The following is a 17,179-nucleotide window of genomic DNA, read 5'->3' as shown; positions in this document are numbered from 1 at the left end:
TTGGCTCCAGTAAGAAGTTATACGAATTGGAATAGCAGAACTACAGATGAAGAAGAACAGATTGAGCCTTATCGTAAGTACTTTTTCATATGTGAGGGTGCAAATACTGAAACATGGTATTTCAAAAAGTTAATTGATATCCGAAAAGAGTTAAATATTCATCCATTGATTGATATCCGGTTACTTGAAAAAACAGAGGGAGACAGGGACATTTCATTTCCAAGACGTTTGATTGAATTTGCAGAAAATCAGAAAGAAAATCCGGAAATAGCGTTTGATAAAGAACGTGATAAGATGATTGTTGTATTTGATGGAGATATTTTTGAAGAAAAAGTACTTGATTATGATGAACTAGTAGCAGAAGGTGAAAAGAATAATATATTAGCGGTTAGCAATCCAGCATTTGAATTGTTCTTGCTGTTACATTATGAAAATTCATATGAAGATGATATTGAGCCGAATGCTGAACAGATTATCCAGAATGAAAAAGATGGACATCAGACATTTATCTATAAGTTGTTACTTGCCAGAACAGGAATCAATCCCAAAAAGAATTCTGCAATTGGAGAACTGGCGAAGAATATAGAGATTGCTATTGAGCAGGAAAAGAAAATCAATGAGGATATTCATCAGTGTAAGGGACAGATTACATGTAATATTGGTCGGATTATTGATGATATTCGGAATGATGATGGAAAATAAGTTGTTAGATGAAAAATAGGGGTGGAAAGATACAGTATGAAAGCAGATAATATAAAAAATATAATCAGTGACATAGATCATCTACCGTATAGAGCAATTTTATTTGATGGAACATGGGGAATTGGAAAATCTTATGCGGTAAATGAGGCATTAGAAGCAAATCCCAATGTTTGTAAAATATCAATGTTTGGTTTGAAAGACACTAGGCAAATATATCATGAAGCTTTATTTCAATTGGCTTTAAAGAATAATATTGGTGGGAAAATAGGTGAAATAGCTAATAATATTTTAGATGGCGCATCAAAAATCTGGGATAAAGTTGGTCAGGCAAAGGAAGCAGTACAAAGTATAGTCAATGAAAGAGAAATGTTTCTATTATTGTCAAAAGAGTTTACTTCTGTTCATATTATTGTAATAGATGACTTGGAAAGAATGAGTGATGACATAAATTTGGAAGATATATTTGGAATTATAGAAGAACTCAAGCAATGTAATTATGTAAAAGTTATTGTGATTGCGAATACAGATGAAATACAATCGGACAAAAAAGTTGTATTTGAAAAGTATAATGAAAAGGTCATTGAAAGAATATATCATATTACAGAACGTGCAGAGAAAGTGACATGGAGTAAAATGAATATCCATGCAGACTTTGTTGAAAAATTCTTGGAAATCCATAAAGTCAAAAATTTACGGACGCTCGAAAAGGCGCAACGTTTTTTTGAAGATGTAAAATTGTTTTGTAATAGTGACATGAGTGAGCAATTTAAAGAAGAATTAAGGTTAATATGCTTTGCTGTTGTTGTGGAGAGTATAGAAAACTTGTACTATAAAGAAATTGATTCTGATAATACTAATACTGATTCTGTAGAAAAAATGACAAATACGATTGGAAATATGCTTCAGCATAGAATTGGCAGATATCTTTATGGAATAAAGTGTAGTACAAATTTGGTAGAAATGATACTGAAATATTATGAGGAAGGGGTACTAAATGAAGAACAATTGGAGGCTGAATACAAGTTATTTCTTAATTCAGGAGATAAGCCTAACTATTATAAGTCAGATGAGGAAATAAGGAGTGTATTACCTATTTTAAGAGAGAAAATGCTTGAAGCAAAGAGTTTAGCAGAATTAAATGAATTTGCAGATGCGTATGTTGTTTGGAGTGATGTTTTAGAGGAAAATAATGAAAGTGTTTTATCAGAATATAGAAATATTTTAGAAGAAATGCTGGAAAAAACTGTCTTAGATGGAAAAGAGGAAATGCTATCGTATTCATATGATTTGTTTCACATGTCAGCGGAAAAGATAAAAAGAATATATCAAGAAGAAAATAAAGAGATGATGAAATTTTTAATAGAGACATATGTGGGATATTTGAAAAAAACAACTCATGGGAAAAAGGCTTATGATTATTCATATAAACTTAGAAATAATTTTGATAGTAGTTATTATCATGATATTATCATATCAGAGATAGACAATTTGTATAATAGAATTTCTTTTCCAGTAGACAATGTGGATGAAGATAGATATCATACGTGTTATAATATTATGTATGTTTTGTATCATTCGGATGCTGAAAAATTCTTGCAGTATTGTAAAAAAAATAAAAGAAGATTGTGATCATATGTCAAGACATAGAATAGAAGTTTTGGTCGAAGAAATAGTGAAAAAATAGAAATAAAATCTACATAGCCAGATGGTTCCAACTCAAGGAATCACCTGGTTATTTTCATGCCCGGATATTATCCCCAATAATATTAATCTAAGGCAAGAAAGGAATTCAGAAGATAAAGAATTATTAAAATCGTATGGATTTGTTAATGGTGAAGATTTGATTTAATATAAAAGTCAAAAAATTATGTAAGTAAGTATTCTTTTAAAACATAATATTTTACTTGACTTTTAAATATTACAGGTGTAAGATTTTGAAAAATAAAATAATTAGAAGAAAGGGGTATCTATGAAAAGAAAACGGAAAAAGCAAAACACCCAAAAATCTTACATTTGTAAGATTTTTGGGCTGATAGTAGCTATAACAGTAATTGCTGTTTCAGGAGGTGTTTTATTAAAAAGGACGATAACGGAATCACCAGAAGACACACTTATGGAATATATGAACCATATTGAAAAAAAGGAATATGAAGTAATGTATACTATGATAGATTCAGATAAAAAAGTTTATCTGACAAAAGAAGAATACATACAACGAAATTCTAAGATATACGAAGGAATAGAGGTCAGTGACATTAAAATCAGTCATATAGCTGTGAAAGAGAAAAAAGCAGATACAGTTACGCTTTCGTATGAAACATCATGTAATACAATTGCCGGAACAATACAATTTGACAATATGGCGGAACTGAAGAAGACGAAACAGGGATATAAATTAGTATGGCAGGATAGCCTGATTTTTCCAGATTTAGAGAGTGATGATAAAATAAGTGTTACTACATCAAAAGCGGAGAGAGGAGAAATATTAGACCGAGATGGTAAAATGCTTGCAGGAAAAGGAGTAGCAACATCAGTTGGCATTATACCGGGAAAGCTGGAAGACAGGAATGTATCTATTGAAAAAATAGCGGAGTTATTAGAGATAGATGTAGAAACAATAAATAACAAACTCACAGCAAAGTGGGTAAAAGAAGATTCTTTTGTACCAATTGAAACTATTCCGAAAGTAGAAGAAATAGATTTAATGAAAATACAGCCAGAAGAAAAGACACTTGAGGAGCAGGATTGCCAGAATAAACTTTTGGAAATTCCAGGGGTTATGCTATCAGATGTGGAAGTTAGAACCTATGAGTTAGGGGAGGCAGCAGCTCATTTAATTGGTTATGTACAGTCTGTAACAGCAGAAGATTTAGAAAATCATCCAGGGGAAGGATATTCAACAGAAAGTGTAATCGGAAGATCTGGGGTGGAAAAGTTATACGAAAAGCAATTAAAAGGAAAAGATGGTTGTGATATAAAGATTTTGGATAGTGATGGGGAAGTAAAAGAGGTTCTTGCAAGTATTTTTAAAGAAGATGGTATGGATATAAGATTAACGATAGATTCCGATTTGCAAAAATCATTATACGAGCAGTTTAAAGAAGATCCGGGGTGTTCTGTCGCAATGAATCCTTATACGGGAGAAGTATTGGCTTTGGTAAGTACCCCATCTTATGATAATAATGAATTTATACGGGGCTTATCATCAGAGAAATGGACATCATTGAACGAAGATGAAAAGAAACCATTATATAATCGTTTTCGTCAAGTATGGTGTCCTGGCTCAACATTTAAACCAGTTGTGGCAGGAATTGGGTTGAAAACGGGAAGCATAGATCCAAAAGAAGATTTTGGAAATGAAGGTTTGGCATGGCAGAAAGATTCGTCTTGGGGATCTTATCAAGTGACAACACTTCATGAATATGAACCGGTTATTATGAAAAATGCAATTATCTATTCTGATAATATTTATTTTGCAAAGGCAGCTCTTAAAATTGGTAGTGAGAATTTTATGAATACTTTAAATGAAATAGGATTTAATCAGAATATGCCGTTTGAGATTGCGATGCAGGAATCAACATATTCCAATACAGATAAAATAGAAACAGAAATACAATTGGCAGATAGTGGTTATGGGCAAGGGCAGATTCTTGTAAATCCATTACATCTGGCAAGTATTTATACTTCATTTTTAAATGAAGGGAATATGATAAAACCGTATTTGAAATACAAAGAAGAAGCATCTGGTGAAACATGGATAGAAAATGCGTTTAGCGAAGAAAATGTAGAAGAAATTATGCAAGGGGTGGAAGGTGTTGTAAATGATCCGGAAGGAACCGGATATGCTGCACATCGTGACGATATTTTGCTTGCTGGAAAAACAGGGACAGCCGAGTTGAAGGCAACGAAAGAAGATACTTCTGGCAAAGAAATCGGGTGGTTTTCGGTGTTTACGGCAGATAAAAGCGTGGACAAACCAATTCTTCTTATCAGTATGGTTGAGAATGTGAAAGGAATCGGTGGAAGTGGTTATGTTGTTAAAAAGGATGCAACCGTATTGGAGGAATATTTTGAAAAATAAAAAAATTTTTACGGGGAATTATTACATATGTAAGAAATTTGCGATGATATTGATAGTTCTTATTGTTTTTACAGGGTGCGGACAAAATCGAATTACGGAAAAAGAAGAAAAGAAAGAAACCGTAGAATCTGAAATGAATGCAGAAGTAAAAAAACAGCGCAAACTTTTCGGTCTGTTTATATGAAGGAGAAGTCGGAGTTAAATACATTAAAGGTGAAAAGAAAAATTATCAATTGTCTGGAAGAAAAAGGATATGCGGCAGTAGATTGTGATAATCAGATTGATATGGTCAATCGTGAAAAAGTGGAAGATTTTTGCAAAACAGCGGAGAAAGAAGAACAGGCAGCAGTAGATATTGTACAACCGAACAGAGATTCGCTACAATATTAATTTATGTATAATTATGTTGTAGGTACAAAAATAGTGTGACAGCGAGGTAGAGAAAATGGAAGAGCAGATAAAAAAGATTTATGAAAAGCAGAAAAATGGACGCATCAGGATGATACGGAATGTGCTGTTGATTTATGCAGCATTGATTTGTGTGGTGAGTATTTTCAAAGGAAATCCGTTCCCGCATCAGGAGACAGTACTCTTTTTCGATGTGAAGCAGCCGGGCTGGGTCACGACAGATCCCTGGCTTCTGTGGATTTGCGTGGTGGTTGATCTGATTGCAGGTATATTCATTTTAATCAGGGACATTCTCAGAGATTTTTCAAAAATTGACCGGATTCTGTCACAGCAATGTGATGCAGAAAAATATTCAGAAATGCTGGAAGAGTTGGTAAAGTACGGAAAGAGCTTGGATTATCATGGATTTCAAAAAAGTGTCATGCTGATAGCTGAGTCTAAATATGTAGTTGCACTGATCATAAATGGGCAGTTGCAGAAGGCAGAAGAGTATATAAAGAATGAATGGGAAGGAAAAAGAGAGGGACGTTCCTGGCAGCAGGTCATGACGAATCTCGAACTGTCGAAGAAATATCAGGAGAAAGATGCGGCAGGTTATTCGGCTACATTAGAAAAAGCAGGGAAAGTATTTCAAAAGAATCCACTGTTTATGGCAAAAAATTTGATGCTGAAAGGTGAAGATGAGGCAGCAGTAAGATTACTGGAAAATGATACGGAAAAGCTGCCTTATTATGAGGTTACACGCAGATTCCTGCTGGGAGTATGTTACTACCGAATCGGAAAAGAAGAGCAGGGAAAAGAATGTATGGAATATGTAATTGGGCATGGAAATACGTTGAAGTGCAAAGAAGAAGCGGAAAAATATGTAACAGTGTAAGTAAGGATGTTCTTTAAAATGACAGGGTAACAAAAATGGAGAAGATATAGAGGATGGTAATAAAATAGGATATATCGCACATAAAGATGGTGAATCTGGAGTATACAATTCCTGAAAATAGACTTGGTTTTTAAATATTACAAGTGTAAGATTTAAGGAACAAAAAAATTAGAAGAAAGGAATCGGTGGAAGTGGTTATGTTGTTAAAAAAGATGCAACAGTATTGGATGAGTATTTTGAAGGATAAAAAAATTTTTATGGGGAATTATTACATATGTAAGATATTTGCGATGATATTGATAGTTCTTATTGTTTTTACAGGGTGCGGACAAAATCGAATTACGGAAAAAGAAGAAAAGAAAGAAACCGTAGAATCTGAAATGAATGCAGAAGTAAAAAAAACAGCACAAACTTTTCGGTTTGTTTATATGAAGGAGAAGTCGGAGTTAAATACATTAAAGGTGAAAAGAAAAATTATCAATTGTCTGGAAGAAAAAGGATATGCGGCAGTAGATTGTGATAATCAGATTGATATGGTCAATCGTGAAAAAGTAGAAGATTTTTGCAAAGCAGCAGAGAAAGAAGAACAGGCAGCAGTAGATATTGTTGTTGTATTTGATGAAGGGGAAATTATACAATATCATTTAGAGTCAATGAATGGAAAGATAAATGTTCGATTATGTCAGGTTAAATGGAAGGATAATAGCCCACAGGCTAATTATTATGATGAATATGAAGCATATGAGTGGAAATATACAGAAAAAGGATACTTGTTTCTGGAGGAATATCACCCACCGGGATTTGATGGAGCACCGGGTGAAACTGGATTCAGAGTGCAGCCATTAGATAAAACATGCCGAGAATTGAATCGAAAATATGTTATGCCGTTGGGGTATGCACTTAATAATCTGTTGATTACAAATTGGGATAACCAGAATTATACGGAACTTGATTTTTATGATCTTTATGAAAAAATGTATTATATGAAATATGGAAAGCAAGTTCCATATGAAGCAAATTATGGTGGAGCAGAATATGAAGTTCCAAAAGATGAGTTTGAAGAGGTTATAAAGACCTATTTACCATTTAGTAATAGCGAGATTGAAAAAGGAACTTTTTATAACTCTGATAATAGAACTTTTAGATACAGACCGCGAGGGTTATATGATTGTGAATTCCCATATGAGCCATATCCGGAAGTTATCTCATATGAAAAATTACAAGATGGAACATTAAAACTTACGATAGAAGCAGTATGGGAAATCAGAATGTTAGATCAGGCAATCACCAGTGAATTGATGATAAAACCTATGGAAGACGGAAGTTTCCAGTATTTATCAAATAAGGTAATCAGGTCAGATCAAAATGCAAATGCAGGGTGGTATATGCCAAGGTTAACAGAAGAAGAGTGGGAAGAGAATTACAGTAATAATTAGGGGGCAATATGAAAAGAAAAAGTATTTTGTTAGTACTTTGTATAGGAATGATTCTGACTTCCTGTGAAAGTAAGATATCGTTAAACAGCACAGATGGAAAAAATGAGAAGAATCAGAAAAACACTATCATGGAAAATCTGGATAAGGGATATAATCTACCAATCGATGGAGACAAGAAAAAGGAAGTTGTGACCGATTGTAAAGAAATTATGGGCATTATCCGAGACATTTATTCTGAATATAATGGAATACAAGAAGTAGATCAGAACACTGCTGAGCAAATGATGAATCGGATGAAAGAAATTATCAAACAAAATGGGAATCCGGTCATTGGTTCCGATCATTATTCTGTTATGGATAATTACCAGAAGATGGAACAATTTTTAAAATCTGCAGAACAAGAAGAAAAAGGAAGTGTAATTTTATATGAAGCAGATACAGATGGTGGAATTACTAGAAAAGAATATAGTTATGATGGAAAAGAAATGAGTGTGATGTCTGCAAAAATGATCTGGAGTGAGGATACAGAGCCTGTACTTACATACATATCGCTATCAAAAATAAAAGAATGGGCATATACTGAAAATGGGAATTTCTGTTATGAATTATGCGTACCTGAACCACCGGAAGTGACAGAGATTGTAGATGGAAGTTGTATTATCCGGGTAAAGCCTTTGAGTGAGGAGTGTCGGGAATATTCAAAAAAATATGTGAGTACGTTCGGCTATCAGGGAAACAATCTGTTATGTTCAAACTGGAATGCGGGGGATATGCAGGGGTTGGATTATAATGGACTTTATGAATATTTTTATCAAATGAAATATGGAGAAAAATTTACTGCAGAAAAAGAGGTTGTGGGAATTCCAGCAGAAGAGTTCGAAAATGTAATTATGACATATCTTCCTGTTACAAAAGAAGAATTGAAAGAATGGGCGGTCTACGATGAACAAAGTAATATGTTTATCTGGGAACGATTGGGATGTGGTAATTATTCACCAACACATTTTGGCTTGTCTTTACCGGAAGTAACAGAAGTCAGGCACAATGAAGATGGAACCATTGTTTTGACAATTCATGCAGTATGTGATTCTGTTGTATGTAATGATGCTGTTATTACACACGAACTTACGATGAAAATTCAGGATGATGGAACGATTCAGTATGTTGGAAATAGGATTTTAGATAATGGTATTGATAATATACCGAGGTATCAGTACCGGTTAGGTAATTTGCAGAATTGATCAGTAGAGAAGAAATAAATAAAGAGAACTGATAACGGGAAATTATGCTATCAGTTCTCTTTATTTATTTCCAAATACCAAGATTAGAAAGTACAGATTCTGTTATTTCGGTAGCCTGACTTCCAGTTGCACCAGAAGAGGATTGAATATTTGTTGCGAAGTAGTAAGTATTATTCGCTGTTTCAATGTATCCGATAAACCAGCCATTGACATCTTTACCATTGACACGCCCGGTTCCTGTTTTCCCGTAAAGAGAACCGGAAGAAGTAGTGGAAAGCAGCAAGGCTTTTTTTACTGCCTGGATATTTTTACTGTCAAAATGAAAATTATTTTGATAGAAATCCTGTAACAATTCCACCTGTTCTATGGGTGATATCTTCAGAGAGAAATCTGTCCAATAGAGATTTAGATTTGTTCCAGTATTCTGATTCCCATAGTTTATTGTCTGTAAAAATGTTCTTACGGCTTCAAAACCTGCCTGTGAATCAATCACCTGAAAATACCAGTTTACGGAATTATGTATAGCCGAGGTTAAATCTTGATCGGCTTCCCATGAATTAAAGGGATATGGCTCTCCATTCCATGTGAAAGTGGAATGTTCTGGTGTAATAATTCCAGATTCCAAGCCAAGTAATGCATCATATATTTTATAAGTCGAATTCGGTGATACACGTGTGGAAGCATGATCCATATTATAAATATTCCATCTATCAGCAGACTGATCATATAAAACAAAACTTCCGGTGTAGTCCCCAAAATTGGAAGAAAGATTTAGCTGAGTAATATTCTTTTCGGTTGTGTCAAAATGATACCCAGTCTGATCAGAAGCATAAACAGAAAGTATGGGAATGCATCCAATGATGATAGTAGAGACGAATATGCATATAAGATATCCACGAATTTTTTGTTTAAAAGTAGGTTGGTGGAATGATGCAATATTTAAAATGCGTCCTTTTAACTGTTTTATATTTTCACTGATTCCCATAGTAAGAGGAAATGGAGACAGAGCTATTGTTTCGGCAAAGTTAATCAGTGTATTTCCATATGACTTGTATTCTGTTTCTTTCAATAATTGTAATACAGCACTGTCGCAGGCAAGTTCCCGTTCCTGCCGTATTCTTTTTAGAAAATACCAGATTAGGGGATTGAACCAGTAGAAAACATTTACTGTATTTATCAAATATCCAATTAGAATATCTTTATGCTTGTAGTGCTGCAGTTCATGAAGAAGCATATATCGAATATCAGTTGCGCTTATAGTTCCAGCGTTAAAATCTGAAATCAAGTGAATTGGAAGATAAATGCGAGGATGCAGGAAACCAGCCAAAACAGGAGATTTCAAAAATGCTGTACTATAAATCGGAATGGTATGCTTGCTGTTCACTTCGTTTAAACATTCTATATAAAGAGCGTTTAGTTCTTCATTTTGAAGAGGTAAAGCAGAACTATGTAAGGCTTTTACTTGTTTTACTGAGCGGTAGAGAAGAAAAAACATTATGAATATACCGATACTCCAGAAAAATACAAGTAATGTGTGAATAAAAGTTGGTATTTGGGTGCTGACAGAGACAGCAAAATCATTTATTTTATCCAAATTATAACCATTACCAGAAAGAAAAGTGGTTTGAATGTCACCATTGGTACTTGAACTGGCTGTCAGCAAATGTCTCCACGATATAGAAGATGGGGCAGAGTTTATCGGTAAAAAGGGAACAATTAGAACGGCAAGAAATATAATCGAAAGATTATATTGCATACGTGCGGATAATTGCCTTTGCAATAAATTTTTTAATCCCAGTAAACTACCTAAAAAAATACAAATGATGGCATTACAGAGTAAAAATCGAAAACTAAAATATATCAAAATATGCTCCTCCCATGGTTAATGATTGGAAAGAAGATTCCGTAAGCTGGCAATGTCTTCTTCAGACAATTTATCATCCTCAATGTAAGAGGCAAGCATAGAAGTGATATTACCATTATAATATCGCTTTAAAAAAGAATTACTTTCCTGCTGAATATATTCGTCTTCCTTGACCAATGGAGTATAGACAAAAACCCGGCTTTGTTTTTCGTAGGTTAGTGCTTTTTTAGAAACGAGACGTTTAATCAATGTCTGAATTGTTTTAGGACTCCAACGGGAAATTTGTACTAATTTTTCAGTAATTTCATTGGTGCTGATTGGTGCGTATTTCCAAACGATTTTCATAACTTCAAATTCAGCTTCTGAAATTTGAGGCAGATTGCTCATGTGATATTCCTCCAAATCTTACAAATGTAATAAAAATATTATATATCTTAAAAGGTTATTCTGTCAACGCGAGAGTGAACAGCAACACAAATACAAAAGTACAGTACAGAACAAACATTCGGTTTTGTTCTGTACTTTTTTTATATTGAATGATATACTAGACAAGTAACAATACTAGAAATAATATTACTACATTCCAAAATAAATTAGATTCAATCAGGAGAAATCATATGGATCATTTTGAATTAGTATCAGAATATAAACCAACAGGAGACCAGCCACAGGCAATCAAAGAACTAGTCGAAGGTTTTAAAGAAGGCAATCAGTGTCAGACATTGCTTGGCGTCACCGGATCTGGTAAGACATTTACGATGGCGAATGTCATCCAACAATTGAATAAACCAACGCTGATCATAGCACACAATAAGACACTGGCTGCGCAGCTTTATGGGGAATTTCAAGAGTTCTTTCCAAATAACGCAGTGGAATATTTTGTCTCCTATTATGACTACTATCAACCAGAAGCTTATGTTCCGTCTTCAGATACTTATATTGCTAAAGATTCAGCAATTAATGATGAGATAGATAAATTGCGTTTATCCGCAACAATGGCACTGACAGAACGAAGAGATGTTATTATAGTAGCCAGTGTTTCTTGTATTTATGGTCTTGGTAGTCCATTAGATTATCAGAATATGGTTATTTCATTGCGTCCGGGCATGGAGAAGGACAGAGATGAATTGATTTCAAAATTAATAGAAATTCAGTACAATCGTAATGATATGGATTTTCATAGAGGTACATTTCGTGTCAGAGGAGATGTTGTGGAAGTGATACCGGCTAATGCTGAAAGCACTGCTATCAGAGTGGAATTTTTTGGAGATGAAATTGATAGAATTGTTGAAGTTGATGTTTTAACCGGTGAAATTAAGGGCGAATTAAAACATGCTGCAATTTTCCCGGCTTCACATTATGTTGTTGATAAGGAAAACATAAAACGTGCTGTAGGTGCGATTGAAGATGAATTGGAAGAACGTGTGAAGGAATTCAAACGCCAAGATAAATTATTGGAGGCACAGCGTATAGCAGAGCGTACAAATTTTGATGTTGAAATGTTAAAAGAAACAGGTTTTTGTTCCGGTATTGAAAATTATTCCAGACATTTATCCGGATTGCAACCGGGGCAGCCTCCATATACATTGATTGATTATTTCCCGGACGATTTTATTATGATGATTGACGAATCACATAAGACAGTTCCGCAAATAGCGGGGATGTATCATGGAGATCAGTCAAGAAAGACAACGTTGGTTGATTATGGATTCCGTCTGCCTTCTGCTAAAGATAACAGACCTCTCAATTTTGAGGAGTTTGAAAGCAAGGTGAATCAAGTGCTGTTTGTCTCAGCTACGCCTGGTGTGTATGAGGAAGAACATGAATTATTACGTGCTCAGCAGGTGATCCGTCCAACAGGTCTTCTAGATCCTGAGGTTGAAGTGCGGCCGGTTGAGGGACAGATAGATGATTTGCTAGGTGAGATTAACAAAGAAGTTGCGAAAAAGAACAAAGTATTAATCACAACATTGACGAAAAGAATGGCAGAAGACTTAACAGACTATTTAAGAGAAGTCGGTGTACGTGTAAAATATTTACATTCCGATATTGATACATTAGAACGAACAGAGATTATACGTGATATGCGTATGGATGTTTTTGACGTATTGGTCGGGATTAATTTGCTGAGAGAAGGATTAGATATTCCGGAGATTACACTTGTTGCAATTTTAGATGCAGATAAGGAAGGCTTTTTGAGATCAGAGACTTCGTTGATACAGACGATAGGACGTGCGGCGAGAAATGCAGAAGGTCATGTTATTATGTATGCTGATACGGTGACCGATTCTATGAGAATGGCAATAGAAGAAACAAAAAGACGTCGAGAAATTCAGATGAAATATAATGAGGAAAATGGAATCACACCTCAGACAATTAAAAAAGCAGTTCGAGATTTGATCAGCATTTCTAAGAAAGTGGATACTTCAGAATTGCAGATGGAGAAAGATCCAGAATCTATGAGCAAAGAGGAACTGGAGAAATTAATCGGAAGTATTACAAAGAAGATGAAAAAAGCAGCAGCAGAATTGAATTTTGAACTTGCAGCAGAGTTGCGAGATAAACTTATAGAGTTAAAAAAAGCATTCAATGAGATAGATGATTAATGATGGTAGGAGACAGAATATGGGTAAAAAGATGGACGCCAGACAGTATATTAAAATTCGAGGCGCAAAAGAGAATAATTTAAAAAATATTGATGTAGATATTCCGAGAAATGAGCTTGTTGTATTGACTGGTTTGAGTGGATCGGGTAAATCTTCTCTTGCATTTGATACGATTTATGCAGAGGGACAACGTAGATATATGGAGTCTTTGTCATCTTACGCACGTCAGTTCTTAGGACAGATGGAAAAACCGGATGTAGAAAGTATCGAAGGCTTATCCCCTGCTATTTCAATTGATCAGAAATCTACAAACCATAATCCACGCTCTACAGTTGGAACAGTGACAGAAATTTATGATTATTTTCGACTTTTGTATGCAAGAATCGGGATTCCACATTGTCCAAAATGTGGAAAAGAGATAAAAAAGCAGTCAGTAGATGAGATGGCAGATCAGATTATGGCGTTGCCGGAGAAAACGAAAATTCAGTTATTGGCACCGGTTGTAAGAGGACGTAAAGGGACACATACAAAATTATTTGAACGTGCAAAAAAAAGCGGATATGTCCGTGTCCGTGTTGATGGTAATATGTATGAATTATCAGAAGATATAGTCTTAGATAAAAATATAAAACACAATATTGAAATTATAGTAGACCGTCTTGTTGTAAAACCGGGTATTGAAAAGCGGCTGACAGATTCGATTGAAAATGTGTTAAACTTGGCAGAAGGTTTATTGGTTGTAGATATCATTGACGGTGAAACAATGAATTTTAGTCAGAGTTTTTCGTGTCCGGATTGTGGGATAAGTATAGAAGAAATCGAGCCAAGAAGTTTTTCTTTTAATAATCCATTTGGGGCATGTCCGGCTTGCTTTGGACTTGGATATAAGATGGAGTTTTCGGAAGAATTGATGATTCCTGACCCTTCACTTAGTATTAATGAAGGGGCGATTACAGTAATGGGATGGCAGTCATGCGCAGATAAGAATAGTTTTACGAATGCAATTCTTGTCGCATTATGTAAAGAATATGATTTTGATTTAGATACACCATTCGACAAATATCCAAAGAAGATTCATGATATTCTAATCTACGGCACCAATGGAAAAACTATAAAAGTATACTATAAAGGTCAGCGAGGAGAGGGAATTTATGATGTTGCATTTGAAGGTTTAATAAAGAGTGTTGAGAGAAGATACCGTGAAACACATTCTGAAAACAGTAAAGCAGAATATGAAACATTTATGAATATTACTCCGTGTTCAGAATGTAAAGGGCAACGTTTGAAAAAAAGTGCATTGGCAGTAACTGTAGGCTATAAAAATATTGCAGAAGTAACATCGTTATCTATTGATTGTCTGCAGGAATTTATGAATAATTTAGTCTTAAGCAAGACACAACATATAATCGGGGATCAAATATTAAAAGAAATCAAAGCTCGCATACAATTTTTAATGGATGTCGGATTAGAGTATTTAACATTGTCAAGAGCAACAGGAACACTTTCAGGAGGTGAGGCACAGAGAATCCGTCTTGCAACTCAAATTGGCTCGGGCCTTGTAGGAGTTGCATATATTTTGGATGAACCAAGTATCGGTCTGCATCAAAGAGATAATGATAAATTGCTGGCAACGTTAAAACGATTGCGTGATTTGGGTAATTCTCTTATTGTTGTAGAACATGATGAGGATACAATGCTTGCAGCAGATTGTATTGTGGATATCGGACCAGGAGCAGGGGAACATGGCGGCCAGGTTGTTGCAATAGGGACGGCGAAAGAATTAATGAAATGTAAAAATTCTATCACGGGAGATTATCTGAGTGGGAGAAAGAGAATCCCTGTTCCAACAGAAAGAAGAAAGCCAACAGGATATTTGAAGGTTATTGGTGCACAGGAAAATAATTTAAAAAATATTGATGTCAAATTTCCATTAGGAGTTATGACATGTGTAACCGGAGTGTCTGGATCGGGTAAAAGTTCTCTTGTAAATGAAATTTTGTATAAAAAACTTGCAAAAGAACTCAATCGTGCGAGAACAATTCCAGGAAAACACAAAAGAATTGAAGGATTGGAGCAGGTTGATAAAGTAATTAACATTGATCAGTCTCCAATTGGAAGAACGCCGCGTTCTAATCCTGCAACTTATACCGGAGTATTTGATTTGATCCGGGATTTGTTTGCGGCCACCCCGGATGCAAAAGCAAGAGGATATAAAAAAGGTCGATTTAGTTTCAATGTAAAAGGAGGCCGATGTGAAGCTTGTTCCGGAGATGGAATCTTAAAGATTGAAATGCATTTTCTGCCGGATGTATATGTTCCATGTGAAGTATGTGGAGGAAAGCGTTACAATAGAGAAACGTTGGATGTGAAATATAAAGGAAAAAATATTTATGATGTGTTGAATATGACAGTAGAAGAAGCAGTAACATTTTTTGAAAATATTCCTAGTATCCGTAGGAAAATGGAAACTTTGAACGATGTTGGTCTGTCTTATATCAGATTAGGACAGCCTTCTACGGAATTATCCGGAGGAGAAGCACAGAGAATTAAGCTTGCAACGGAACTAAGTAAGAGAAGTACTGGAAAGACAGTATACATTTTGGATGAACCAACGACAGGGCTTCATTTTGCAGATGTTCATAAATTAACAGAAATATTACAGAGATTGACTGCGGAAGGGAATACAGTTATTGTTATAGAACATAATTTAGATGTGATTAAAACAGCAGATTATATTATTGATATCGGACCGGAAGGTGGAGATAAAGGTGGTACAGTAGTTGCCTGTGGAACTCCGGAAGAAATAGCATTGAGTGAGAAATCTTACACAGGAAAATATATAGATGCAATACTTAAGAAAAATAAATAAGAAAGAGCTGTTCTTCTACAGCTAATTACGTTATTATAGAAAGATACGAAAGAATATAAATATTAAATGTTCGAAAGGGAGTTATTGCATGGCTGTAGATATTGGAATTGATTTAGGAACAGCAAGTGTTCTGGTTTATGTAAAAGGAAAAGGGGTTGTATTAAAAGAGCCTTCTGTTGTAGCCTATGACAGAGAGACAAATGAAGTAAAAGCAATTGGAGAAGAAGCAAGATTGATGCTTGGTCGTACACCGGGGAATATTATAGCTGTTCGTCCGCTTCGGCATGGTGTGATTTCTGATTATACAATAACAGAAAAGATGATTAAATATTTTATATTAAAAGCACTGGGACGAAGAACTTTTAAAAAGCCACGAATTTGTATATGTGTTCCAAGTGGAGTTACTGAAGTGGAGAAGAAAGCGGTGGAAGAAGCTACATTTGCAGCCGGAGCAAGAGAAGTTCACCTGATAGAAGAACCAGTTGCAGCGGCAATTGGAGCAGGAATTGATATTTCCAAGGCATGTGGAAATATGATTGTTGATGTCGGAGGCGGAACATCTGATATTGCTGTTATTTCTTTAGGTGGAACTGTAGTTAATACTTCTATAAAAATTGCAGGGGATGATTTTGATGAAGCTATTGTGCGTTATATGAGGAAAAAACATAATTTACTGATAGGAGATCGTACAGCAGAAGAAATAAAAATCAAAATTGGTACAACGTATCCTCTGGCAGAAATTGAAAAATTGGAAGTAAAAGGAAGAAATCTAGTGACGGGATTGCCAAAAACAGTTTTAGTAACATCTTCCGAAACAGAAGAAGCCTTAAAAGAGATAAGCGGTCAGATTGTAGAAGCTGTTATTTCTGTATTGGAACAGACGCCACCGGAACTATCCGCAGATGTTCTGGACAGAGGGATACTTCTTACCGGAGGTGGCTCTATGTTAAGAGGATTGGAAGAGTTGATTGAAGAAAAAACAGGGATTCATACAATAACAGCTGAAGATCCGTTGAAGGTAGTTGCGGTAGGAACGGGTCAGTATGCTGAATATATTGGTGGAAGCAGAGAATTATAAGAAGAGAGTAACGAAAG

The 17,179-nt window shown here is 35.0% G+C and carries 13 protein-coding genes; 11 read left to right on the top strand and 2 right to left on the bottom strand.

Annotation, left to right across the window (positions count from 1 at the left end):
- From LQE94_RS04605 to LQE94_RS04570, 8 genes are all read left to right on the top strand, one after another.
- Nucleotides 1-702: an RloB family protein gene (locus tag LQE94_RS04605; protein WP_055290367.1), complete on the top strand. Its 702-nt coding sequence runs from the start codon at nt 1-3 to the stop codon at nt 700-702.
- A gap of 36 nt (nt 703-738) precedes the next feature.
- Nucleotides 739-2,331, top strand: coding sequence for a KAP family NTPase (locus tag LQE94_RS04600; RefSeq protein ID WP_240577128.1), 1,593 nt, complete (start codon nt 739-741; stop codon nt 2,329-2,331).
- A gap of 340 nt (nt 2,332-2,671) precedes the next feature.
- Entirely contained in the window at nt 2,672-4,783 is a 2,112-nt protein-coding gene (locus tag LQE94_RS04595) for a penicillin-binding transpeptidase domain-containing protein (RefSeq protein WP_240577127.1), read from the top strand.
- Complete coding sequence (locus LQE94_RS04590) at nt 4,773-4,967, top strand: hypothetical protein (protein ID WP_226866039.1); 195 nt, start codon at nt 4,773-4,775, stop codon at nt 4,965-4,967. The genes LQE94_RS04595 and LQE94_RS04590 overlap by 11 nt, the downstream gene beginning before the upstream one ends.
- Nucleotides 4,964-5,173 carry a DUF6070 family protein gene (locus tag LQE94_RS04585; protein ID WP_028087876.1) on the top strand — a complete coding sequence of 70 codons (210 nt, stop codon included), beginning with the start codon at nt 4,964-4,966 and terminating at the stop codon, nt 5,171-5,173. Before LQE94_RS04590 ends, LQE94_RS04585 begins: the two co-directional genes overlap by 4 nt.
- A gap of 55 nt (nt 5,174-5,228) precedes the next feature.
- Nucleotides 5,229-6,068 (top strand): hypothetical protein, encoded by an 840-nt coding sequence (locus tag LQE94_RS04580; RefSeq protein ID WP_021740685.1) that lies wholly within the window; start codon nt 5,229-5,231, stop codon nt 6,066-6,068.
- Between the two features lie 197 nt (nt 6,069-6,265).
- Nucleotides 6,266-7,504: a DUF6070 family protein gene (locus LQE94_RS04575; protein WP_240577126.1), complete on the top strand. Its 1,239-nt coding sequence runs from the start codon at nt 6,266-6,268 to the stop codon at nt 7,502-7,504.
- An 8-nt stretch (nt 7,505-7,512) separates the two neighbouring features.
- Nucleotides 7,513-8,745 carry a DUF6070 family protein gene (locus LQE94_RS04570; protein ID WP_240577125.1) on the top strand — a complete coding sequence of 411 codons (1,233 nt, stop codon included), beginning with the start codon at nt 7,513-7,515 and terminating at the stop codon, nt 8,743-8,745.
- Between the two features lie 64 nt (nt 8,746-8,809).
- On the opposite strand, the gene LQE94_RS04565 is transcribed toward LQE94_RS04570, so the two are convergent.
- Complete coding sequence (locus LQE94_RS04565) at nt 8,810-10,609, bottom strand: BlaR1 family beta-lactam sensor/signal transducer (RefSeq protein ID WP_240577124.1); 1,800 nt, start codon at nt 10,607-10,609, stop codon at nt 8,810-8,812.
- Between the two features lie 18 nt (nt 10,610-10,627).
- Nucleotides 10,628-10,996: a BlaI/MecI/CopY family transcriptional regulator gene (locus LQE94_RS04560; protein ID WP_240577123.1), complete on the bottom strand. Its 369-nt coding sequence runs from the start codon at nt 10,994-10,996 to the stop codon at nt 10,628-10,630.
- Nucleotides 10,997-11,226: 230 nt separating this feature from the next.
- On the opposite strand from LQE94_RS04560, the gene uvrB reads away from it, so the two are divergent.
- From uvrB to LQE94_RS04545, 3 genes are all read left to right on the top strand, one after another.
- Nucleotides 11,227-13,215 (top strand): excinuclease ABC subunit UvrB, encoded by a 1,989-nt coding sequence (gene uvrB, locus LQE94_RS04555; protein ID WP_240577122.1) that lies wholly within the window; start codon nt 11,227-11,229, stop codon nt 13,213-13,215.
- A 19-nt stretch (nt 13,216-13,234) separates the two neighbouring features.
- A complete protein-coding gene (gene uvrA / locus LQE94_RS04550) occupies nt 13,235-16,084 on the top strand; it encodes an excinuclease ABC subunit UvrA (RefSeq protein WP_240577121.1) in 2,850 nt (949 codons plus the stop codon).
- Nucleotides 16,085-16,172: 88 nt separating this feature from the next.
- A complete protein-coding gene (locus LQE94_RS04545) occupies nt 16,173-17,162 on the top strand; it encodes a rod shape-determining protein (RefSeq protein WP_022075950.1) in 990 nt (329 codons plus the stop codon).
- Nucleotides 17,163-17,179 lie beyond the last annotated feature (17 nt).

It is taken from the genome of Mediterraneibacter sp. NSJ-151 (assembly GCF_022487435.1).
GTDB lineage: Bacteria > Bacillota > Clostridia > Lachnospirales > Lachnospiraceae > Schaedlerella > Schaedlerella hominis.
This window is presented reverse-complemented; position numbering and strand designations above follow the sequence as displayed.